We start from the raw sequence: 21372 nt of genomic DNA, 5'->3' as shown, positions 1-21372 counted from the left end.
ACTCGAAATGACGTGGACGCACCTGAACAGAGGGACAGCAACATGGATAAGAAATTTATCGACTGGCATCCGGCCGATATTATTGCCGCGCTGCGTAAAAAAGGAACTTCACTGGCTGCGGAGTCTCGCCGTAATGGTCTTAGCTCATCCACTTTAGCTAACGCGTTAACGCGCTCATGGCCGAAAGGTGAGTTGATCATTGCCACTGCACTGGGCACCGATCCCTGGGTGATATGGCCATCGCGTTATCACGATCCCATAACCCACGAATTTGTTGACAGAACGCGGTTGATGCGGCGGAAAAGAGAAGAGAGAAAGCGCCAGGAGTGACGCTTTTTTAGCAGGAATAGCAACCCCCCGGTCTTAAAGGCAGGGGGCTGCCAGGCACGATTACTCGCCCTTCACACGCTCGATATTGGCACCCAGCGCGCGCAGTTTATCTTCGATACGTTCGTAACCGCGATCGATGTGATAAATACGATCGACAATCGTTGTACCTTCGGCAATACAACCCGCCAGCACAAGGCTCGCTGACGCGCGCAGATCGGTCGCCATCACCTGTGCGCCAGACAGTGTTTCAACGCCATGGCAAATAACGGTATTGCTCTCAATCTCCGCGTGTGCGCCCATACGGATAAGTTCCGGTACGTGCATGAAGCGGTTCTCAAAGATGGTTTCAGTGATAAAGCCGGTTCCTTCCGCCACGAGGTTCAGCAGAGTGAACTGTGCCTGCATATCGGTCGGGAATGCCGGATGAGGCGCGGTACGGACGTTTACCGCTTTTGGACGGTTGCCGTGCATATCCAGGCTGATCCAGTCTTCACCGATCTCGATATCGGCCCCTGCGTCACGCAGTTTAGCCAGTACGGCATCCAGGGTATCAGGCTGTGCATTGCGGCAGACAATTTTGCCGCCTGAAATCGCGGCAGCAATCAGGAAAGTACCGGTTTCGATACGGTCAGGCAGTACGCGGTAGACGCCGCCACCCAGACGCTCAACGCCTTCGATGGTGATACGATCGGTACCCTGGCCGGTGATCTTCGCGCCAAGCGCGACCAGGAAGTTTGCGGTATCCACAATTTCCGGCTCGCGTGCGGCGTTCTCGATAACCGTGGTGCCTTCTGCCAGCGTGGCGGCAGACATAATGGTTACCGTGGCGCCAACGCTCACTTTGTCCATGACAATGTGCGCGCCTTTCAGACGGCCATTAACAGAGGCTTTTACGTAACCCTCTTCCAGTTTGATATCCGCGCCCAGTTTTTCCAGGCCGTAGATGTGCAGATCAACCGGACGCGCGCCGATAGCACAGCCGCCAGGCAGTGAGACCTGCCCCTGACCAAAACGCGCCACCAGTGGACCCAGGGCCCAGATAGAGGCACGCATGGTTTTCACCAGATCGTAAGGCGCAGAGAAGTTGTTCACGTTGCTGGCATCGATCCACACGGATCCGTTGCGCTCCACCTTCGTACCGAGCTGAGTCAGCAGCTTCATGGTGGTATCGATGTCTTTCAATTTTGGTACGTTCTGGATCTCTACCGGCTCTTCCGCAAGCAGTGCGGCGAAGAGGATTGGCAGCGCGGCGTTTTTGGCGCCGGAGATTGTCACTTCGCCCTGGAGACGCGTCGGCCCCTGTACACGAAATTTGTCCATTATTTGCTCTCTGTATGAATTCAACCGTGCTGCTGGCTAATCGCCCTCAGCTCAAAAACCGTTTAGTTTGCGATCGCGAGCCCACTCTTGTGGGGTAAACGCCTTAATCGACAGGGCATGGATACGATTATCCGCGATATATTCCATCAGCGGCGCATAAACAGCCTGCTGTTTCTTCACGCGGCTCATGCCGTCAAAAATCTCACCCACAGCAATAACCTGGAAGTGACTGCCATCGCCGGAGACGTGGGCTTCCTGAAGGGAGAGTGCATTCATCAGCACTGCCTGGATTTCATTATTTTCCATGGGTTCTATATCATCTGGTAGTGAAAACAAGCCCAACATCTTAGAGCAAAGTGGCGCTGTCTTAAACAAGCAAAAAGCCCCGACAATGAAACTGTCGAGGCTTTTGATAGTAACGTACTGAAAAAATTAGCGAGGCAAAACGTCTTGCGGCAGATTATAGAGCTGAGCCAACGTGATGACGTTATCGCTGATGCCTGCCAGAGAGACCTGTAGCCCCTGCTTCTTACCGGCAGCGACAAGATGTGCCAGCAGTGCGACGCCGGCCGTATCCACGCGAGAGATCCCGCCAAGATCGATGCAGGTCACCCCTTGCATCGCCTGGTCGCGCGCATCCCACAGAGGATTCAGATAATCCTGATCCAGCTCGCCTGATAGCAACAGCTTTTCGCCATCACGGATCCAGCTGAGTGGCTGCGTCATTATTTTTTCTCGTCCAGGGTAATTTTCTGGCGAGAGATGGATTGCAGCTGAGCGGTCAGGCCGTCAATACCTTTGGTACGCAGCAGGTCGCTCCACTCGTTCTGCTTGGTGGTAATCATGCTAACGCCTTCAGCGATCATGTCATAGGCCTGCCAGTTGCCCGTCTGGCTATTTTTACGCCACTGGAAATCCAGGCGTACCGGCGGACGGCCGTTCGGATCGATAATGGTTACGCGAATCGGCACGATAGTGGCATCACCCAGCGGCTGCTCAGGGGCGATCTGATAAGTCTGGCCGTGATACATCGCCAATGCCTGACCGTATGCCTGCTTCAGATATTCACGAAACGCAGCAAAGTAGGCGTCACGCTGCGCTGGGGTGGCGTCTTTGTAGTAGCGGCCCAGAACCAGCGCACCGGCATACTTAATCTGTACGTATGGCAGCAGTTCTTGATCGACGATATCACGCAGATAATCCGGGTTAGAGCGAATTTTAGGTTGTTCGTTTTTAAGGCGATCGAAGGTTTTCTTGGCCGCCTCATTCATCTGTTGGTAAGGGTTAGCCTGACCGGCCGCATTTGCCGCTGTGAGTGGGGCAATCATCAGCATGGCAACCATTAACAGTCGTTTAATCATGAATTACTTCTCCTGAGATGAATTCGTCGTGCCAGCAGGTGGCGTGACATCTGATTCTGCGGGCGCTTCAGCAGATTTGTTCTCGTCACCTCCCTTACTGTTGTAAAGGAACTGACCAATCATATCCTCAAGTACCATGGCTGACTTGGTATCCTGAATAACGCCGCCATCTTTAAGAATAGTCGTTCCCAGTTCAGGGTCTTCAAAACCGACATTCAGCGCCAGATATTGCTCGCCGAGCAGGCCAGAGGTACGAATAGAGAGCGAGCTGGTATCCGGAATGTGGTTATAGCGCTCTTCGATATCCAGCGCCACGCGAGGCAGATAGGTTTTCTCGTCCAGCGAGATATCCGCTACCCGCCCAATCACCACGCCGCCGATGCGCACCGGCGAACGTGCTTTCAGGCCGCCAATATTATCGAAGGTGGCATAAATTCGGTACGTAGGCTCGGTACGAACAGAGGTGATATCTGCCGCTCTCAGGCAGATAAACAAGGCCGCCAGCAGCGCCAGCAAAACAAAGATACCAACCCAAATTTCACTTTTTCTCGTTTGCATGAACTCAATTCCCAAACATCAGTGCGGTGAGCACAAAATCCAGACCCAATACGGCCAGCGACGAATGCACGACAGTACGTGTTGTTGCGCGGCTGATCCCTGCAGACGTCGGGATAGCATCGTAACCGTTAAATAAGGCAATCCAGGTAACGGTGATGGCAAACACAATGCTTTTTATCAGGCAGTTCACCAAATCCATTCGCAGATCGATAGCATCCTGCATAGCAGACCAGAAGAAGCCGGCATCGATGCCCTTCCACTGCACGCCCACCAGCGAACCACCCCAAATGCCCACCGCGACGAAGAGAATGGTCAGCAGCGGCAGAGAGATCACCCCAGCCCAGAAGCGCGGTGAAATCACCCGACGCAGAGGGTCGACCGCCATCATCTCCATACTGGAAAGCTGCTCGGTCGCGCGCATCAAACCAATCTCCGCCGTGAGCGCAGAACCCGCCCGCCCCGCAAAGAGCAGCGCGGCCACTACTGGCCCAAGTTCACGCAGCAATGAAAGCGACACCAGCATACCGAGGCTGGTTTCTGCACTATAGGTGGTCAGGACCAGATATCCCTGCAACCCCAGCACCATTCCGATGAACACTCCCGAAACGATGATGATAACCATCGACAGTACGCCAACATTATAGAGCTGACGTATCAGTAGCGGGGTGTGTTTACGGAACTCCGGTTTGCCGACCAGCGCATTGAATAACATCAATCCGGCACGCCCGAACGTCCTGACGGTTTTTATGCCGTGGTGTCCTAAAGCGGCCAACGCATTTAACAGCATGAGCGGCTTAACTCCCTATTCCTAATAAATCTTGATGATAATCATCCGCCGGATAACGGAACGGAACCGGCCCATCAGCAATACCGTAGAGGAACTGGCGCACGCGCGCGTCGTCGTTCTCCTTCAGGGACTGCGCACTGCCGTGAGCGACGATCTTTTTATCGGCCACGATATAGGCATAGTCAGCGATGCTCAGTACTTCCGGAACATCGTGCGACACCACAATACAGGTCACGCCGAGCGCACTGTTCAGTTCCGAGATCAGTTTAACCAGCACTCCCATGGTGATGGGATCCTGCCCGACAAAAGGTTCGTCGAACATAATCAGATCCGGTTCAAGGGCAATGGCACGGGCAAGCGCTGCCCTGCGCGCCATCCCGCCAGAGAGCTCAGAAGGCATTAACTTTGCCGCCCCACGTAGCCCCACGGCCTCGAGTTTCATCATTACCGTGCTTTTCAGCAGCGGCGCGGGCAGACGTGTGTGTTCACGCAGCGGATAAGCCACGTTATCGAAGACGTTAAGATCGGTAAAAAGCGCCCCCGACTGGAAAAGCATGCTCATGCGTTTACGCACGGTATAGAGGCGTGAACGTGACATGGCTGAAACGTTTTCGCCATCGAAAAGGATCTCGCCGCTGTCTGGGGGGATCTGGCCGCCGATCAGGCGCAGCAGCGTGGTTTTACCAATGCCAGAAGGCCCCATGATGGCGGTGATCTTGCCGCGCGGCACGGTCAGAGAAATATTGTCAAAAATGACCCGGTCGCTGCGCGTAAAACTTACGCCGCGAACATCGACTAAATTCGCCCCGTTCAGGCTCATGTATATTTCCTTTCTATTGCCGGCTCAGGATAAGCATGATGCTTGATTCAGCTCCAAACCCAGCATTTTTACAGAATATTTCACACTGAGGTAAGCGAAAGCTGGCATTTGTTTTACTTTTACGGCGCATAAAGTCAAAATTAAGAATTCGTTACGTCTACAGACTGTATGCAGCCAGAGATTTTCTCTCAGTGGACCGGCGAGTATACCTGAAGAAAGGACTTTTGATGCTTCTCGCAACAGCACTGTTAATAATTGGTTTACTTTTGGTCGTCTACAGTGCCGATCGTCTGGTGTTTTCAGCATCAATACTCTGTCGTCTCTTTGGCATTCCCCCTTTGATTATTGGCATGACGGTGGTCAGCGTTGGCACCTCCCTTCCTGAGATCATCGTGTCGGTCGCCGCTTCGATGCACGACCAGTTGGATCTCGCCGTCGGTACCGCCATTGGCTCCAATATCGTCAATATATTATTGATATTAGGGCTTGCCGCACTGTTGCACCCATTTCGCGTGCATTCTGATGTTCTGCGCCGCGAATTGCCGCTAATGTTGATCGTAAGTCTGTTGGCAGGCTGCGTATTGTACGACGGGCAGTTGACGATAAGCGATGGCATATTCCTGCTGGCGCTGGCGACGGTCTGGCTGCTTTACATTGTTAAGCTCGCCCGCGCCGCAGAAAAACAGGGCAATGATAGCCTGACCCGAGAACAGATGGCGGAGCTGCCGCGCGAAGGCACGCTGCCCGTGGCGCTACTCTGGCTGGGGATCGCTTTGATCATCATGCCCATGGCGACGCGGATGATCGTCGATAACGCCACGGTATTGGCAAACTACTTTGCCATGAGCGAGCTCACCATCGGCCTGACGGTTATCGCCATTGGTACCAGTCTGCCCGAGCTGGCAACCGCCATCGCGGGAGCGCGTAAAGGCGAGGACGATATCGCCATTGGTAACATTATCGGTTCGAACATTTTTAATATCGCGATTGTGCTCGGCCTGCCAGCGTTGCTCTCACCTGGCGTATTCAACCCGCTGGCGTTCTCGCGAGATTACGGGGTGATGGTGCTGGTCAGCGCCATCTTTGCCCTACTCTGCTGGCGCCGCAAACGGCAGATTGGTAAAGGCGCAGGTGCGCTACTGACCGCGGGTTTTATCGTATGGATGGCGATGCTGTACTGGCTCTCGCCTCTTCTCTCTGGGTAAACGGATACGGATTATGTCGCACATAGAATTGCAGCCGGACTTTGACTTTCAGAAAGCAGGAAAAGCGGTTCTGGAGATTGAACGTGAAGGTCTGGCGCAGTTAGACCAATACATTAATCAGGATTTTACGCTGGCGTGCGAAATGCTGTTTCGCTGTAGCGGCAAAGTCGTGGTAATGGGGATGGGTAAATCAGGTCATATCGGCCGCAAGATGGCGGCAACCTTTGCCAGCACCGGGACAACGGCCTTTTTCGTCCACCCAGGCGAAGCCGCTCACGGCGATCTCGGTATGGTCACACCGCAGGATGTGGTTATTGCCTTATCCAACTCAGGTGAATCTAACGAAATTCTGGCGCTGATCCCGGTCCTAAAGCGGCTGCAGGTTAAGCTTATCTGCGTTACCAGCCGCCCCGAGAGCAGCATGGCGCGCGCCGCAGATGTGCACCTGTGCGTGAAAGTCCCTAAAGAGGCCTGCCCGCTGGGTCTGGCTCCCACATCCAGCACCACCGCGGTACTGGTGATGGGCGACGCCCTTGCCGTCGCGCTGCTTGAGGCCCGCGGTTTTACGGCAGAAGATTTCGCCCTCTCCCACCCTGGCGGTGCGCTTGGACGCAAATTGCTGTTACGCGTCAACGACATCATGCATACTGGCGAGGAAATTCCGCACGTCAGTAAAGACGCTCCCTTACGTGATGCGTTACTGGAAATCACCCGTAAAAACCTGGGCATGACGGTCATCTGTGATGAGACGATGAAGATCGAAGGTATCTTCACCGACGGGGACCTGCGCCGGGTATTTGATATGGGCGTCGATGTACGTACGCTGGGTATCGCCGATGTGATGACCAGCGGCGGAATTCGCGTGCGTCCGGGGACGCTGGCGGTAGATGCGCTCAACCTGATGCAGTCCCGCCATATTACCGCGGTCATGGTTGCCGATGGCGACCAGTTGCTGGGTGTGGTACATATGCATGATCTTCTGCGCGCAGGCGTAGTGTAATGAAGGATAAGACAATGAGTAATGCGGGTGCTTCGCTTGCAACCTGTTACGGCCCGGTCAGTTCACAAATGATGGCGCAAGCGGAAAAGATTCGTTTGCTGATTCTGGACGTGGACGGCGTCCTCTCCGACGGCCTGATCTATATGGGCAATAACGGCGAGGAGCTTAAGGCCTTTAATGTGCGTGATGGCTACGGCATTCGCTGCGCACTGACTTCTGGCATAGAAGTTGCCATTATCACCGGCCGGAAGGCTAAACTAGTAGAAGACCGTTGCGACACGCTGGGCATCACCCATCTTTATCAGGGACAATCCGATAAGAGGGTCGCTTTCAGGGATTTGCTGGATAAACTGGCTATTGCCCCAGAAAACGTAGCCTATGTAGGCGACGATCTGATTGACTGGCCAGTAATGGCTGAAGTGGGGCTGAGCATTGCCGTTGCCGATGCGCATCCGCTTTTACTCCCCCGCGCTGACTATGTCACCCGGATCAACGGTGGCCGGGGCGCGGTTCGTGAGGTGTGCGATCTCCTGTTACTGGCGCAAGGCAAGCTTGATGAGGCCAAAGGGCAATCGATATGAGTAAAACCAGACGTTGGGTTATTATTCTGCTTTCGCTGTTGGCACTGGTACTGATTGGCGTGAATCTTGCCGATCGGGATGACACCGAGGCGCCGACGGTAAACACGAGCGATCCAACCTATAAAAGCGATCAAAGCAATACCGTGGTTTATAGCCCGGAAGGCGCACTGAATTATCGCCTTATCGCCCAGCACGTTGAATATTTCTCTGAGCAGGGTGATTCGTGGTTTACCCAGCCGGTGCTGACCACGTTTGACAAAGATAAAGTTCAGACATGGTCCATCAAATCAGATCGGGCAAAACTGACGAATGACCGTATGCTTTATCTTTATGGCCATGTGGAAGTGAATGCGCTGACTCCTGATGCGCAATTGCGCAAAATCACCACTGACAACGCACAGATCAACCTGGTCACCCAGGATGTCACATCCCAGGATCTGGTCACTTTATACGGCACAACATTTAATTCCAGCGGCCTCAGAATGCGCGGGAACTTACGCAGCAAGAACGCAGAGCTGATTGAAAAGGTTAGAACCTCCTATGAAATTCAAAACAAACAAACTCAGCCTTAATTTCGTCATCGCCAGCGCACTGCTGGCCGCCAGTCTGCCTGCGCTTGCTGTGACAGGTGATACCGAGCAGCCGATTCATATCGAGTCAGACACCCAGTCTCTTGATATGCAGGGCAATGTGGTGACGTTCACTGGCAATGTGGTGGTGACTCAGGGCACCATCAAAATCAATGCAGACAAAGTCGTCGTGACCCGTCCGGGTGGCGAAGATGGTAAAGAGATTATCGATGGTTACGGCAATCCGGCCACCTTCTACCAGATGCAGGACAATGGCAAACCGGTAAAAGGCCACGCGTCGCACATGCACTATGAGCTGGCAAAAGATTTTGTCGTGCTCACTGGCAACGCGTTCCTGGAGCAGCTGGACAGTAATATCACCGGCGACAAGATCACCTACCTGGTGAAAGAGCAGAAAATGCAGGCCTTCAGTGAAAAAGGCAAACGCGTCACCACCGTACTTGTTCCGTCGCAGCTGCAGGACAAAAACAGCAATCAGGCTCCGGCACAGAAAAAGAGTAACTAATTCGTTATGGCAACATTAACTGCAAAGAATCTTGCGAAGGCCTATAAGGGCCGCCGCGTCGTGGAAGATGTCAGTCTGACCGTAAACTCTGGTGAGATCGTCGGGCTTCTGGGGCCGAACGGTGCGGGTAAAACTACCACGTTCTACATGGTGGTCGGTATTGTGCCGCGCGATGCGGGCAACATCATTATCGATGATGAAGACATCAGTCTGCTGCCACTGCACGCTCGTGCCCGTCGTGGTATCGGCTATCTGCCGCAGGAAGCGTCCATCTTCCGTCGCCTGAGCGTCTTCGACAACCTGATGGCCGTCTTGCAGATCCGTGACGATCTTACCGCCGAGCAGCGTGAAGATCGCGCTAACGAGCTGATGGAAGAGTTCCACATTGAACATCTGCGTGACAGCCTCGGTCAGGCGCTCTCGGGCGGCGAACGTCGTCGCGTTGAGATTGCCCGAGCGCTGGCTGCCAACCCAAAATTCATTCTTCTTGATGAACCCTTTGCGGGCGTTGACCCCATTTCCGTAATTGATATCAAACGCATTATCGAGCATCTGCGCGACAGCGGCCTCGGTGTATTGATCACGGACCATAACGTGCGTGAAACGCTGGCCGTCTGCGAACGCGCATACATTGTGAGCCAGGGGCATCTGATTGCTCATGGCACGCCGCAGGCGATCCTGGAAGACGAGCATGTTAAGCGCGTGTATCTTGGGGAAGACTTCAGACTCTGATAGGGTAAGAGGTACAACAACGCGTAACCGGAGAAAAATGCTCTGAATATGAAGCAAGGTTTGCAATTAAGGCTCAGCCAGCAGCTGGCAATGACGCCACAATTACAGCAGGCAATCCGCCTGTTGCAATTGTCTACGCTTGAACTGCAGCAGGAGCTCCAGCAAGCGCTGGAGAGCAATCCTCTGCTTGAGCAAACCGATCTTCACGATGAGGTAGAAACCCAGCAGTCCCAGGACACCGAGGCACTTGATACCGCCGATGCCCTTGAGCAGAAAGAGATGCCCGACGAGCTGCCGCTGGATGCCAGCTGGGATGAGATCTACACCGCCGGCACCCCTTCCGGTAACCGCGTGGATTACCAGGACGATGAACTGCCGGTTTATCAGGGGGAGACAACCCAGTCACTGCAGGATTATCTAATGTGGCAGGTGGAGCTGACCCCGTTCTCCGATACCGATCGCGCCATCGCCACCTCTATCGTCGATGCTGTTGATGACACCGGTTATCTCACCGTAACGCTGGAAGATATTCTTGAAAGCATTGGCGATGCCGATATCGATCTGGAAGAGGTCGAAGCGGTTCTGAAGCGAGTTCAGCGCTTTGATCCCATTGGCGTAGCGGCGAGAGATTTACGTGACTGCCTGCTTATACAGCTGTCGCAGTTTGTGAAAGAGACGCCCTGGATCGAAGAGGCCAGACTGATCGTCAGCGATCATCTGGATCTGCTGGCAAATCATGACTTCCGGGCCTTAATGCGGGTGACGCGGCTAAAAGAAGATGTGCTCAAGGCCGCCGTGAATCTGATTCAGTCACTGGATCCCCGTCCGGGTCAGTCGATCCAGACCAGCGAGCCCGAGTATGTTATCCCCGACGTGCTGGTGCGAAAACATAACGGTCTGTGGACCGTAGAACTTAACTCCGACAGCATTCCCCGCCTGCAAATTAACCAGCAATACGCCTCAATGTGCACCAGCTCGCGCAACGACTCCGATAACCAGTTTATTCGCAGTAATCTGCAGGAAGCGCGCTGGCTGATTAAAAGCCTTGAGAGCCGTAACGATACCCTGCTGCGCGTCAGCCGCTGTATCGTCGAGCAACAGCAGGCCTTTTTCGAACGGGGCGAAGAGTACATGAAACCGATGGTGCTGGCGGATATCGCCCAGGCCGTCGAAATGCACGAATCCACGATTTCCCGCGTCACTACGCAGAAATATCTGCATAGCCCACGCGGTATTTTTGAGCTTAAGTATTTCTTCTCTAGCCATGTTAATACCGAAGGCGGCGGCGAAGCATCGTCGACAGCCATCCGTGCGCTGGTGAAGAAATTGATCGCCGCGGAAAACCCCGCGAAACCACTGAGTGACAGTAAGTTAACCACCATGCTGTCGGATCAAGGTATCATGGTGGCTCGCCGCACTGTTGCGAAGTATCGAGAGTCTTTATCCATTCCGCCGTCTAACCAGCGTAAACAGCTGGTCTGACACAACCGATAAGGAAGACACTATGCAGCTCAACATCACTGGACATAACGTCGAAATTACCGAGGCGCTGCGCGAATTTTTGAATACAAAATTTGCCAAACTTGAACAGTATTTCGAGAGGATCAACCAGGTCTACATTGTGTTGAAAGTGGAGAAAGTGACTCATATCTCGGACGCCACCCTGCATGTTAACGGTGGCGAGCTCCATGCCAGTGCGGAAGGGCAGGACATGTATGCGGCTATCGACGGCTTGATTGATAAGCTGGCCCGACAGCTAAATAAACATAAAGATAAACTGAAACAACACTAATTGTCCGGGCAGTTAACGGATGCAGGCCGGCCTGTTGTGAAACACATCAGGCCCTTTGTATCGTTAGCGCTTAGGTGAAATTATGATAAATAACGATTCCGCTCTTCAACTGAGCAATGTCCTTAACCAGGAATGTACCCGCAGTGCCGTTCATTGCCAGAGCAAAAAACGTGCGCTGGAGATCATCAGCGAACTGGCGGCTAAACAGCTGGGCTTAGCGCCGCAAGTGGTGTTTGAAGCCATCCTGACCCGTGAGAAAATGGGCAGTACCGGTATCGGTAACGGCATCGCCATTCCGCATGGCAAGCTGGAAGAGGACACCCTGCGCGCCGTGGGCGTCTTTGTGCAGCTGGAAACGCCGATCGCCTTTGATGCCATCGACAATCAGCCTGTCGACCTGCTGTTTGCGCTGCTGGTTCCTGCCGATCAAACGAAAACCCATCTGCATACGCTGTCGCTGGTCGCCAGACGCCTGGCAGACAAAACCATTTGTCGCCGCCTGCGCGCTGCGCAGAGTGACGAAGAGCTTTATCAAATTATCACGGAAGCGGAAGGCAACCAGGATGATGCGTAATCGGGTAATGGCTATGACATTTGCTGTCCTGAGGAGAAAAGTTTCATGGTGCTGATGATCGTCAGCGGACGTTCCGGGTCGGGTAAATCCGTCGCCCTGCGTGCGCTGGAAGATATGGGCTTTTACTGCGTAGATAACCTGCCGGTGGTGCTGTTGCCCGACCTGGCACGAACGCTGGCAGACAGACAAATCTCGGCGGCCGTCAGTATCGACGTACGAAATATGCCGGAATCCCCGGAGATCTTCGAACAGGCGATGAGCAGCCTGCCGGAAGCGTTTTCCCCGCAGCTGCTCTTCCTTGATGCCGACCGCAATACGTTAATCCGTCGTTATAGCGACACCCGTCGTCTGCACCCCCTTTCCAGTAAGAATCTGTCGCTGGAAAGCGCTATTGATGAAGAGAGCGATCTACTGGAGCCGCTGCGTTCCCGCGCGGATCTGATCGTAGATACCTCTGAGATGTCAGTGCATGAGCTGGCCGAGATGCTGCGTACCCGCCTACTGGGTAAACGCGAACGTGAGCTGACCATGGTGTTTGAGTCCTTTGGCTTCAAGCACGGTATCCCTATCGATGCCGACTACGTCTTTGACGTACGCTTCCTGCCAAACCCACACTGGGATCCTAAACTGCGCCCAATGACGGGTCTGGATAAGCCGGTAGCGGCCTTCCTTGATCGGCATACTGAAGTCCATAACTTTATCTACCAGACTCGTAGCTATCTTGAGCTATGGTTACCTATGCTGGAGACCAATAACCGCAGCTATCTGACTGTGGCGATTGGCTGTACGGGCGGTAAACACCGTTCGGTCTACATTGCCGAGCAACTGGCTGACTATTTCCGCTCTCGCGGTAAAAACGTTCAGTCGCGTCATCGCACGCTGGAAAAACGTAAAACATGACCGTAAAGCAGACCGTGGAAGTCACCAATAAGCTGGGAATGCACGCCCGCCCGGCCATGAAGCTATTTGAGCTGATGCAGGGCTTCGACGCAGAGGTTCTGCTACGTAACGACGAAGGTACTGAAGCGGAAGCGAACAGCGTGATTGCACTGCTGATGCTCGATTCCGCTAAGGGCCGCCAGATTGAAATTGAAGCGACGGGGCCTCAGGAAGAAGAGGCGCTGGCCGCGGTCATTGCGCTGTTTAACGCCGGGTTCGACGAAGATTAGTAGAGCTTGTGCGCCTGCATAAAGCCTTCGCCGCCTAACTGCCGCATCTGCCGCAGGATCCACGCCTGGCGGCTACGCATGTAACCCGTCGGTGCGCTGGCCTTAAAGCGAATTGGGTTTGGCAGAACGGCTGCGAGAAGCGCGGCTTCAGCGGGGCTTAGCTTACTGGCAGGTTTATGGAAATAGCGTTGAGACGCAGCCTCCACACCAAATACCCCCTCACCAAACTCGGCGATGTTGAGATACACCGTCAGGATCCGCTTCTTACTCCAGACGGTCTCCATACCTAACGTCAGCCCGGCTTCCAGCCCTTTTCTCACCCAGCTACGTCCATCCCACAAAAAGAGGTTTTTGACCGTTTGCTGGGAAAGCGTCGATGCACCACGAATCCGGTTCTCATTGCGTTCGTTATGCGCCAACGCTTTTTCAATGGCGCCCATGTCAAACCCCCAGTGCTCCGGGAATTTCTGATCTTCAGCGGCTATCACTGCCAGCCCCATCCAGGGGGAGATCTCATCCATGCTCACCCAGTCGGAATGCGCCACATAGCTGAAGTTTCCCGCGAACCAGGCACTAAGCTGACGCTCTATCATTACCGCAGAAAATGGCACCGGTAGAATATTGAACAGCGCAATGCCGCCGCCCCAGAATACCGCCAGCACCAACACAATCCGCAGCAGCCAGCGCTTGAACATCTTCACAATCATTCCGTCAGCACCAGTACGCGTGCGACCAGTTTATCAATGCCCGCAGCGGCTTCGGCGATAGTCTGTGCCAACATATACGCAGGTGTGGTGACGATTTTGTTATCTTCATCGACAACGATATCTTCCACCGGGCAGGGAACATGTTCACCGCCCATCTCCTCGATCACCTCGGCAGTATCGATATCGGTGCCGATGGTCAGGCGCAGCGGGAAATCAAAAATCTTTGGCAGCAAGGCCGGTGCAATGCAGATAAAACCCAGGGGTTTGCCCTGCTGGTGCATCTGCTGCGCCAGCGCTTTCAGATCGTCATCAACTTCACACTGGCTTCCCTGCGCAGCAAAGTTGCTCAGGTTTTTTGCCGCACCGAATCCGCCCGGTACGATCAGCGCATCCAGCGCCTCTGCCTTCGCCATATTGAGCGGATGGATATCTCCACGGGCGATGCGCGCCGCTTCGATCAGCACGTTACGGCTGTCGGCCATCGCTTCGCCAGTCAGATGATTAATGACGTCGGACTGGACTTTATCGGGGGCAAAACAGATTGCCTGCGCACCTCCCCGGGACAACGCCAGGAGCGTAAGGACGGACTCGGTAATTTCAGCCCCGTCATAAACACCACAACCGCTAAGCACTACGCCAACTTTTTTCATCATGCCGATTCCTTATAGCAAGTGACTGAAGCTTATTAATAATTCTGATTAAAACGCTATGCTTCACATATTTCACTGATTCATGTAACAAAGTATTTAAGATTTGCTATCTTAACTGCGTGCGGCCTAAATTTTGAGGCGGCGTCTGGTTCCAAAATGATAACAATGTTCTCTACAGGCGCAGCCAAGATTTCCCTGGTGTTGGCGCAGTATTCGCGCACCCCGGTTTAGCCGGGGTCATTTTTTTCTGCTTTCTACCCACGCTTTCAATACCGCCACATCGTTCTGCCACTCTTGCTTCATCTCTTCGACCCATTCACCGACATTATCGGACCAGGCAGGAAGATCGGGGCTCTGGATCTGCTGACCAAGCTGTTGCAGATGACGCAAACCTACCGATCCCGCTGCGCCTTTAATTTTATGCCCCTCTTCCACGATGCCTTTCTGATCGCGCGCGGTCAGGTTCGACTCCAGCACCGCTAAATAGCCAGGCATCATCTTCTCGAAGACCGCCAGCCCATCGGTAATCAGCTTCGGGCCAACCAGTTCGATGTATTGTTCAAGCATGGCGATATCCAGCAAGGTATGCGCTTTATCGGTATCAACCTTCGTCATGGTGCTCTCCTCTTCGTCACAGGTATCCCAGTACTTCTTAATCATGGCAGTGAGAGCAGGTACGGACAGCGGCTTGCTCAGCACATCGTCCATCCCGGCCTCCAGATACTCTTTTTTATCCTTCAGCACGTTCGCGGTCAGCGCCACCAGCGGCGGCAGCTCGTCACGGCTGTAGCGACGCGTGAGCTCACGCGAAATATCCAGCCCGGTCATATCCGGCAACTGGATATCAAGCAACAGCAGGTCATATTCGCCTGGCGTGAACATTTCCAGCGCGGCAGTCCCGGTCATGGCGACATCCACGCTACTGCCCAGCTTTTCCAGCACCGAGCGCGCCACAATGACGTTAAGTTCAATATCTTCTACCAGCAAGACGTGCAGCGCGGGCAGCGGTAAATCATCGTGAGCGAAGGTATCTTCCACCTCTTCTGCCACCGCCGGAGCATGCACGCTCAGAGCAAACAGCGAGCCCTTACCCGGGTTGCTGGAGACGGTGATATCGCCGCCCATGCTTTTCGCCAGACGACGCGATACTGCCAGACCTATACCGGTGCCGGTGGCAGGCTTACCGCCCTGGCTATCTTTCACCTGATAGTACATGGCAAAGATCTTATCCTGCTCTTCCTGTGGAATGCCGATCCCTGAGTCTTCAACCTCGAAATGCAGCATCTCCCCTTCGCCGTAGCGAACCCGCACCGACACCTGCCCGGCCTGCGTAAACTTGACGGCGTTACTGATCAGATTCCACAGAATCTGGCGCAGACGTGTACCATCGGTGACCACTTTATGGGGCAACGGCAAGGTGGGCTCCAGCACAAAGCGTAGACCTTTCTGCTGCGCTTGCAGGCCTGACAGATTTTCCAGGTCGGCCAGGAAGCTGGTGAAGTCTACCGGCTGGTTATCCAGCTGAACTTTACGCCGCTCCATCTTATCCATGTCGATAATATCGTTGAAAATATTCCCCAACGTCACGGCTGAAACATGGATAGTCTTAAGGTATTTCTCCTGCTCGGCAGACAGCTCGGTATCAAGCAGAATACGGCTTAGCCCGACGATACCGTTTAGAGGCGTACGCAGCTCATGGCTGATGGTCGAGATAAAGGTGGTCTTATCCCGGCTGGCGCGCTCCAGCGCATCCTGATAGCGCTTACGTTCGGTAATATCACGGCCAAAGCCCATCAGGCCATGGCGTTTACCCACGCGGTCGTAATAGGGAACTTTGCGGATCTCAAAGCAGGCTTTGCGCCCATCCGGATAATCCAGCCACTGTTCGTAGGTGAGAGAGACGTTGTGACGGAAGACTTTTTCATCCGTTTCAATGACTTTTGCCGCCGCCTCTTCGGAATAGACGTCCTGCGGTTTGAGGCTAACCAGCTGTTTTTCACTTTTGCCGGTCAGCAGTTCCATTGCCCGGTTGCAGCCGGAGAACTCTTTATCCTCATTACGGTAGAAGACCAGATCCGGTGAAGCATCAAGAAACGAACGCAGGAAAGAGGATTGCTGTTCGAGCTGGATCTGCGTCTCTTCACGCTCTTTCATCTCGACCTTCAGTTGCTCCAGCGTTACGCGGCGCTCTGCTTCGGCTTTTTCACGATCTGAAATTTCCTGATTAAGCTGTGCAATGTTGTCCTTCAACTGAACATTGAGCTTCAGATCGCGCTCGCGCATCTCCTCCAGTTTCTCCACCAGCCGGGAGAGGCGCTGACGCGACTCCTCGAGCTGCTCGACCACCACCGACAGGAAGTAGACCGCCCAGGGGGTAATCAACAGACCGAAGAAAATAGAGCGGATGACGTCGATACTTTCGACCTGCCCATGCAGCACCATGGTCACCGCCATCTGTACCACAATCGCCAGCACTACCAGCGCCAGGGCGAGCAACATGGAGAAGCGTACCAGGCCAAGCTTCATCATGAGATCGACGTAGTACTGCGCCAGCATTCGAATTTGCTTCATAGAGGATTCCTTCACGGCTTCATCGCACAATCATACTCAAATTTCAGGCAAGACGTTGAAGGTTGTGCGAAAAAGTGCGGGGTAGAGCGGGAGATACCCCTCGCTCCCATAACCGGGAGAGAGGGGTAAAGCAGGTCAGGAGCGTTTTAGCATCAGCCAGAGGCTGATAACGAAGAAAGATGCGCTTGGCAGCAGGGCACCTATCACCGGCGGTATGCCATACACCAGGGTCAGCGGACCGAAGATCTGGTCCAGCACGTAGAAGACAAAGCCGAAGCTAATCCCGGTGACGACGCGCACGCCCATGGCTACGCTACGCAGCGGCCCGAAGATAAAGGAGAGAGCCATCAACATCATGACCGCCACGGAGAGAGGCTGGAAGATTTTGCTCCACATATTGAGCTGATAACGACCGGCATCCTGGCCACTCGACTTCAGATACTTCACATAGTTGTGAAGGCCACTGATAGAGAGCGCGTCCGGATCCAGCGCCACCACGCCGAGCTTGTCCGGCGTCAGGTTGGTTTTCCAGGTGCCACTGACGGTTTGCGAGCCCGTGATCTGTTTTGGATCCTGCAGGTTAGACTCGTCAACCTGCGACAGACGCCAAAGTTTATTGTCTGCATCAAAGGTCGCCGATGCCGCATAACGTACCGCCTGCAGGCGGCGCTGATCGTTAAAGCTATAAATGCTTACGCCGCCAAGGGAGTTGTCGCCCTTCACGCGTTCGATATAGACAAAGTTATTTCCGTCTTTCGCCCACAGCCCCTGCTGGGTTGAGAGCAGCGAGCCGCCGTACATGGCCTGCGCACGGTAGTTACGCGCCATCTGCTCGCCCTGCGGTGCCACCCATTCGCCGATGGCCATGGTCAGCAGCACCAGTGGAATGGCGGTTTTCATGACCGACAGCGCCACCTGCATACGGGTGAAGCCAGAGGCCTGCATGACAACCAGTTCACTGCGCTGTGCCAACATCCCCAGCCCCAGCAGGGCACCTAACAACGCCGCCATCGGGAAGAAGATCTGCACATCTTTTGGCATGCTGAGCAGGGTATACATACCTGCACCCAGAGCATCGTAACTCCCCTGCCCGGCCTTTTTCAGCTGATCAACAAACTTGATGATGCCGGAGAGGGAGACCAGCATGAATAACGTCATCATGATGGTGGTAAAAATGGTTTTACCGATATAGCGGTCTAAGACGCGAAAAGCCTGCATTACACCGCTCCTTTACGCATAAAACGGGATCTGAAACGGCGCATCGGCACGGTATCCCAAAGGTTAAGCGCGATGGCCAGCAACAGATACAGCACGTTAACCGCCCAGGTCCAGATAACCGGGTCGATTTTGCCTTTCCCACCGTTCGATTTTATGGAGGTCTGCAGCAGGAAGAACACCAGATAGAGCAGCATCGCCGGCAGCATTGACAGCACACGTCCCTGACGCGGGTTGACCACGCTCAGCGGAACCACCATCAGTGCCATCATAAACACGGTGAATACCAGCGTAATACGCCAGTGCAACTCTGCCCGGGCGCGATCGGTATCGGTGCTGAAGAGCGTACGCATGTTCATCTGATCCGTATCGCTCGGGTCCAGCGCGACCGCCTGGTGACCAATGATCGCCTGGTAGTTCTGGAAGTCGGTAATACGGAAATCGCGCAACATGGCAGTGCCTTCAAAGCGGGTGCCTTTGTTCAGCGTGACGACCTGAGACCCATCTTTAGTCTGAGAAAGCTGACCTGAATCAGCCACCACCACGGAGGGACGGGCATTGCCTTTCGGTCGAATTTGCGCGAGGAAAACGTCGTTGAACCGGCTACCGTCAACGCTTTCGATAAACAGGACCGAGTTGCCGTCGCTGGCTTGCTGGAACTGTCCCTGGGCCAGGGCAGCCATGCCGGGGTTGGCTTTCGCTTCAGCCAGCACTTCATCCTGATGGCGCGATGACCAGGGGCCTGCCCACATCACGTTGACGGCGGCAACGATACCGGTAAACAACGCCAGTACCATGGCGGCTTTTACCAGTACCGCTTTGCTCAGTCCACAGGCGTGCATGACGGTAATTTCACTTTCGGTATAGAGTTTACCGAGCGTCATCAGCAATCCGAGGAAAAGGCTCAACGGCAGGATCAGCTGCGCCATTTCAGGCACGCCTAACCCGAGGAGGGAAAGCACCAGATTTGTAGGAATTTCGCCATCGACCGCTGCACCGAGGATCCTCACCAGTTTCTGACAGAAAAAAATCAGAAGCAGGATGAAGAGTATTGCCAGCTGGCTTTTGAGCGTCTCCCGCACCAGATATCTTATGATTATCACATTAAATACGCCCGTAAAAACCCGTCTTTTTGCTGGAAAATCGCTTGTTTCATGGCTTAAACGTCATTTATTCTCTTGAGTCGTCGAAATCATCGCTAAGATTAGAACACCCGACGGATTCGCGCTTCAGAAGATGTAATGATGTGTCGAAACCGTAATAACGTAAGATTAACACGAAGTCACCGCAACAGCGGGCATGAGTTACGAAAGGTTTCAATTCTATCCGTAGCGGCCGCTGTTGTCTTTAAGATTCAGGAGCGTAGTGCATGGAGTTCAGTGTAAAAAGCGGCAGCCCGGAGAAACAGCGGAGCGCCTGTATCGTTGTGGGTGTCTTTGAGCCCCGCCGCCTCTCCCCCATCGCCGAGCAACTCGACAAAATCAGCGACGGCTATATTAGTGCCCTGCTGCGCCGTGGCGAACTGGAAGGCAAACCGGGACAGACCTTATTACTGCATCATGTTCCGAACGTGCTGTCCGAGCGTATTCTTCTGATCGGCTGCGGCAAAGAACGTGAGCTGGATGAGCGCCAGTACAAACAGGTTATTCAGAAAACTATCAATACGCTGAATGATACTGGCTCAATGGAAGCGGTCTGCTTCCTCACCGAGCTGCACGTTAAAGGCCGTAACACTTACTGGAAAGTACGTCAGGCCGTTGAGACGGCAAAAGAGTCGCTGTACAGCTTTGATCAGCTGAAAACCAATAAAAGCGAACCCCGTCGTCCGCTGCGTAAAATGGTCTTTAACGTGCCTACCCGCCGCGAACTGACCAGCGGTGAACGTGCGATTCAGCATGGCCTGGCCATCGCGGCCGGTATCAAAGCCGCGAAAGATCTGGGTAATATGCCACCAAACATCTGTAACGCCGGCTATCTGGCCTCGCAGGCGCGTCAGTTGGCCGACTCTTATAGCAAAAACGTCATCACCCGCGTGATTGGCGAGCAGCAGATGAAAGAGCTGGGCATGCACTCCTACCTCGCGGTGGGAAATGGTTCCCAGAACGAATCCCTGATGTCGGTCATTGAATACAAGGGCAATCCATCGGAAGACGCACGCCCTATCGTGCTGGTGGGTAAAGGCCTGACCTTTGACTCCGGCGGTATCTCCATCAAACCTGCCGAAGGCATGGATGAGATGAAGTACGACATGTGCGGTGCGGCGGCCGTGTACGGTGTCATGCGTATGGTGGCGGAGCTGCAACTGCCGCTTAACGTCATCGGCGTACTGGCCGGCTGTGAAAACATGCCGGGTGGCCGCGCATACCGCCCAGGCGACGTGCTGACCACCATGTCCGGTCAGACCGTTGAAGTGCTGAACACCGATGCCGAAGGCCGCCTGGTGCTGTGCGACGTCCTGACCTACGTTGAGCGCTTCGAACCTGAAGCGGTTATCGATGTGGCAACCCTGACCGGGGCCTGCGTCATTGCGCTGGGCCACCACATCACCGGCCTGATGTCGAACCACAATCCGCTGGCGCATGAGTTGATTGGCGCGTCCGAGCAGGCTGGCGACCGCGCATGGCGACTGCCGCTGGCCGACGAGTTCCAGGATCAGCTGGAGTCGAATTTCGCGGATATGGCGAATATCGGCGGCCGTCCGGGGGGTGCCATCACCGCGGGCTGTTTCCTGTCGCGTTTCACCCGTAAGTACAACTGGGCACACCTCGACATCGCGGGTACCGCATGGCGCTCCGGCAAAGCCAAAGGCGCCACCGGTCGTCCGGTTGCGCTGCTGTCGCAGTTCCTGCTCAACCGCGCCGGCTTTAACGGCGAAGAGTAAACCCGAAAGCCGGGTGGCAGATGC

25 protein-coding genes are annotated in these 21372 nt (G+C 54.3%); 13 read left to right on the top strand and 12 right to left on the bottom strand.

The window, feature by feature from the left end; all coding sequences use genetic code 11:
- Nucleotides 1-42 precede the first annotated feature (42 nt).
- Nucleotides 43-330 carry a DNA-binding transcriptional regulator SfsB gene (gene sfsB / locus B3511_RS18970; RefSeq protein WP_040073882.1) on the top strand — a complete coding sequence of 96 codons (288 nt, stop codon included), beginning with the start codon at nucleotides 43-45 and terminating at the stop codon, nucleotides 328-330.
- A gap of 60 nt (nucleotides 331-390) precedes the next feature.
- Here sfsB and murA read toward each other — a convergent pair whose 3' ends face one another.
- From murA to mlaF, 7 genes are all read right to left on the bottom strand, one after another.
- Complete coding sequence (murA, locus tag B3511_RS18965) at nucleotides 391-1650, bottom strand: UDP-N-acetylglucosamine 1-carboxyvinyltransferase (RefSeq protein ID WP_040073881.1); 1260 nt, start codon at nucleotides 1648-1650, stop codon at nucleotides 391-393.
- A 51-nt stretch (nucleotides 1651-1701) separates the two neighbouring features.
- Nucleotides 1702-1956: a BolA family iron metabolism protein IbaG gene (gene ibaG, locus B3511_RS18960; RefSeq protein WP_014071941.1), complete on the bottom strand. Its 255-nt coding sequence runs from the start codon at nucleotides 1954-1956 to the stop codon at nucleotides 1702-1704.
- A gap of 126 nt (nucleotides 1957-2082) precedes the next feature.
- Complete coding sequence (mlaB, locus tag B3511_RS18955) at nucleotides 2083-2376, bottom strand: lipid asymmetry maintenance protein MlaB (protein ID WP_040073880.1); 294 nt, start codon at nucleotides 2374-2376, stop codon at nucleotides 2083-2085.
- Nucleotides 2376-3011 (bottom strand): phospholipid-binding protein MlaC, encoded by a 636-nt coding sequence (mlaC, locus tag B3511_RS18950; protein ID WP_040073879.1) that lies wholly within the window; start codon nucleotides 3009-3011, stop codon nucleotides 2376-2378. The genes mlaB and mlaC overlap by 1 nt, the downstream gene beginning before the upstream one ends.
- 3 nt (nucleotides 3012-3014) lie before the next feature.
- Complete coding sequence (mlaD, locus tag B3511_RS18945) at nucleotides 3015-3569, bottom strand: outer membrane lipid asymmetry maintenance protein MlaD (RefSeq protein WP_040073878.1); 555 nt, start codon at nucleotides 3567-3569, stop codon at nucleotides 3015-3017.
- 4 nt (nucleotides 3570-3573) lie between these two features.
- On the bottom strand, nucleotides 3574-4356 hold the full coding sequence (gene mlaE, locus B3511_RS18940) for a lipid asymmetry maintenance ABC transporter permease subunit MlaE (protein WP_040073877.1): 783 nt from the start codon (nucleotides 4354-4356) through the stop codon (nucleotides 3574-3576).
- Between the two features lie 7 nt (nucleotides 4357-4363).
- The gene (gene mlaF, locus B3511_RS18935) at nucleotides 4364-5176 is read right to left on the bottom strand and encodes a phospholipid ABC transporter ATP-binding protein MlaF (protein WP_040073876.1); all 813 of its coding nucleotides are present in this window, start codon (nucleotides 5174-5176) and stop codon (nucleotides 4364-4366) included.
- 227 nt (nucleotides 5177-5403) lie between these two features.
- On the opposite strand from mlaF, the gene B3511_RS18930 reads away from it, so the two are divergent.
- From B3511_RS18930 to npr, 11 genes are all read left to right on the top strand, one after another.
- Nucleotides 5404-6381, top strand: a complete 978-nt coding sequence (locus B3511_RS18930) for a calcium/sodium antiporter (protein ID WP_286790069.1) — start codon at nucleotides 5404-5406, stop codon at nucleotides 6379-6381.
- A 13-nt stretch (nucleotides 6382-6394) separates the two neighbouring features.
- Complete coding sequence (kdsD, locus tag B3511_RS18925; protein WP_046885778.1) at nucleotides 6395-7381, top strand: arabinose-5-phosphate isomerase KdsD; 987 nt, start codon at nucleotides 6395-6397, stop codon at nucleotides 7379-7381.
- Between the two features lie 14 nt (nucleotides 7382-7395).
- Nucleotides 7396-7962 carry a 3-deoxy-manno-octulosonate-8-phosphatase KdsC gene (gene kdsC, locus B3511_RS18920; protein ID WP_040073873.1) on the top strand — a complete coding sequence of 189 codons (567 nt, stop codon included), beginning with the start codon at nucleotides 7396-7398 and terminating at the stop codon, nucleotides 7960-7962.
- On the top strand, nucleotides 7959-8534 hold the full coding sequence (lptC, locus tag B3511_RS18915) for an LPS export ABC transporter periplasmic protein LptC (RefSeq protein ID WP_040073872.1): 576 nt from the start codon (nucleotides 7959-7961) through the stop codon (nucleotides 8532-8534). The genes kdsC and lptC overlap by 4 nt, the downstream gene beginning before the upstream one ends.
- Nucleotides 8503-9057 (top strand): lipopolysaccharide ABC transporter substrate-binding protein LptA, encoded by a 555-nt coding sequence (gene lptA, locus B3511_RS18910; protein ID WP_040073871.1) that lies wholly within the window; start codon nucleotides 8503-8505, stop codon nucleotides 9055-9057. Before lptC ends, lptA begins: the two co-directional genes overlap by 32 nt.
- Before the next feature lie 6 nt (nucleotides 9058-9063).
- Complete coding sequence (gene lptB / locus B3511_RS18905) at nucleotides 9064-9789, top strand: LPS export ABC transporter ATP-binding protein (protein WP_040073870.1); 726 nt, start codon at nucleotides 9064-9066, stop codon at nucleotides 9787-9789.
- A gap of 48 nt (nucleotides 9790-9837) precedes the next feature.
- On the top strand, nucleotides 9838-11271 hold the full coding sequence (gene rpoN / locus B3511_RS18900) for an RNA polymerase factor sigma-54 (RefSeq protein ID WP_286790068.1): 1434 nt from the start codon (nucleotides 9838-9840) through the stop codon (nucleotides 11269-11271).
- A 22-nt stretch (nucleotides 11272-11293) separates the two neighbouring features.
- Complete coding sequence (gene hpf / locus B3511_RS18895) at nucleotides 11294-11581, top strand: ribosome hibernation promoting factor (RefSeq protein ID WP_010436063.1); 288 nt, start codon at nucleotides 11294-11296, stop codon at nucleotides 11579-11581.
- A gap of 82 nt (nucleotides 11582-11663) precedes the next feature.
- Nucleotides 11664-12155, top strand: a complete 492-nt coding sequence (gene ptsN / locus B3511_RS18890) for a PTS IIA-like nitrogen regulatory protein PtsN (RefSeq protein ID WP_040073868.1) — start codon at nucleotides 11664-11666, stop codon at nucleotides 12153-12155.
- 45 nt (nucleotides 12156-12200) lie between these two features.
- A complete protein-coding gene (gene rapZ / locus B3511_RS18885; protein ID WP_040073867.1) occupies nucleotides 12201-13055 on the top strand; it encodes an RNase adapter RapZ in 855 nt (284 codons plus the stop codon).
- A complete protein-coding gene (npr, locus tag B3511_RS18880; protein ID WP_040073866.1) occupies nucleotides 13052-13324 on the top strand; it encodes a PTS phosphocarrier protein NPr in 273 nt (90 codons plus the stop codon). Before rapZ ends, npr begins: the two co-directional genes overlap by 4 nt.
- Here npr and mtgA read toward each other — a convergent pair.
- From mtgA to lptF, 5 genes are all read right to left on the bottom strand, one after another.
- Nucleotides 13321-14019 (bottom strand): monofunctional biosynthetic peptidoglycan transglycosylase, encoded by a 699-nt coding sequence (gene mtgA, locus B3511_RS18875; protein ID WP_414671884.1) that lies wholly within the window; start codon nucleotides 14017-14019, stop codon nucleotides 13321-13323. The two genes, npr and mtgA, sit on opposite strands and share 4 nt — an antisense overlap.
- 8 nt (nucleotides 14020-14027) lie before the next feature.
- On the bottom strand, nucleotides 14028-14681 hold the full coding sequence (gene elbB, locus B3511_RS18870) for an isoprenoid biosynthesis glyoxalase ElbB (protein ID WP_207293879.1): 654 nt from the start codon (nucleotides 14679-14681) through the stop codon (nucleotides 14028-14030).
- A gap of 237 nt (nucleotides 14682-14918) precedes the next feature.
- A complete protein-coding gene (arcB, locus tag B3511_RS18865; protein ID WP_046885776.1) occupies nucleotides 14919-17252 on the bottom strand; it encodes an aerobic respiration two-component sensor histidine kinase ArcB in 2334 nt (777 codons plus the stop codon).
- Nucleotides 17253-17387: 135 nt separating this feature from the next.
- A complete protein-coding gene (gene lptG, locus B3511_RS18860; protein ID WP_046885775.1) occupies nucleotides 17388-18470 on the bottom strand; it encodes an LPS export ABC transporter permease LptG in 1083 nt (360 codons plus the stop codon).
- Entirely contained in the window at nucleotides 18470-19570 is a 1101-nt protein-coding gene (gene lptF / locus B3511_RS18855) for an LPS export ABC transporter permease LptF (protein ID WP_263616216.1), read from the bottom strand. Before lptF ends, lptG begins: the two co-directional genes overlap by 1 nt.
- A gap of 266 nt (nucleotides 19571-19836) precedes the next feature.
- Between lptF and pepA the strand changes: the two genes are divergently transcribed.
- On the top strand, nucleotides 19837-21348 hold the full coding sequence (gene pepA / locus B3511_RS18850; protein ID WP_040073861.1) for a leucyl aminopeptidase: 1512 nt from the start codon (nucleotides 19837-19839) through the stop codon (nucleotides 21346-21348).
- Nucleotides 21349-21372 lie beyond the last annotated feature (24 nt).

The sequence above is a fragment of the Leclercia sp. UBA1284 genome (genome assembly GCF_002308415.1).
GTDB lineage: Bacteria > Pseudomonadota > Gammaproteobacteria > Enterobacterales > Enterobacteriaceae > Enterobacter > Enterobacter pneumoniae.
The sequence above is the reverse complement of the archived record's forward strand: the minus strand, read 5'-3'. Positions and strand labels throughout refer to the sequence as shown.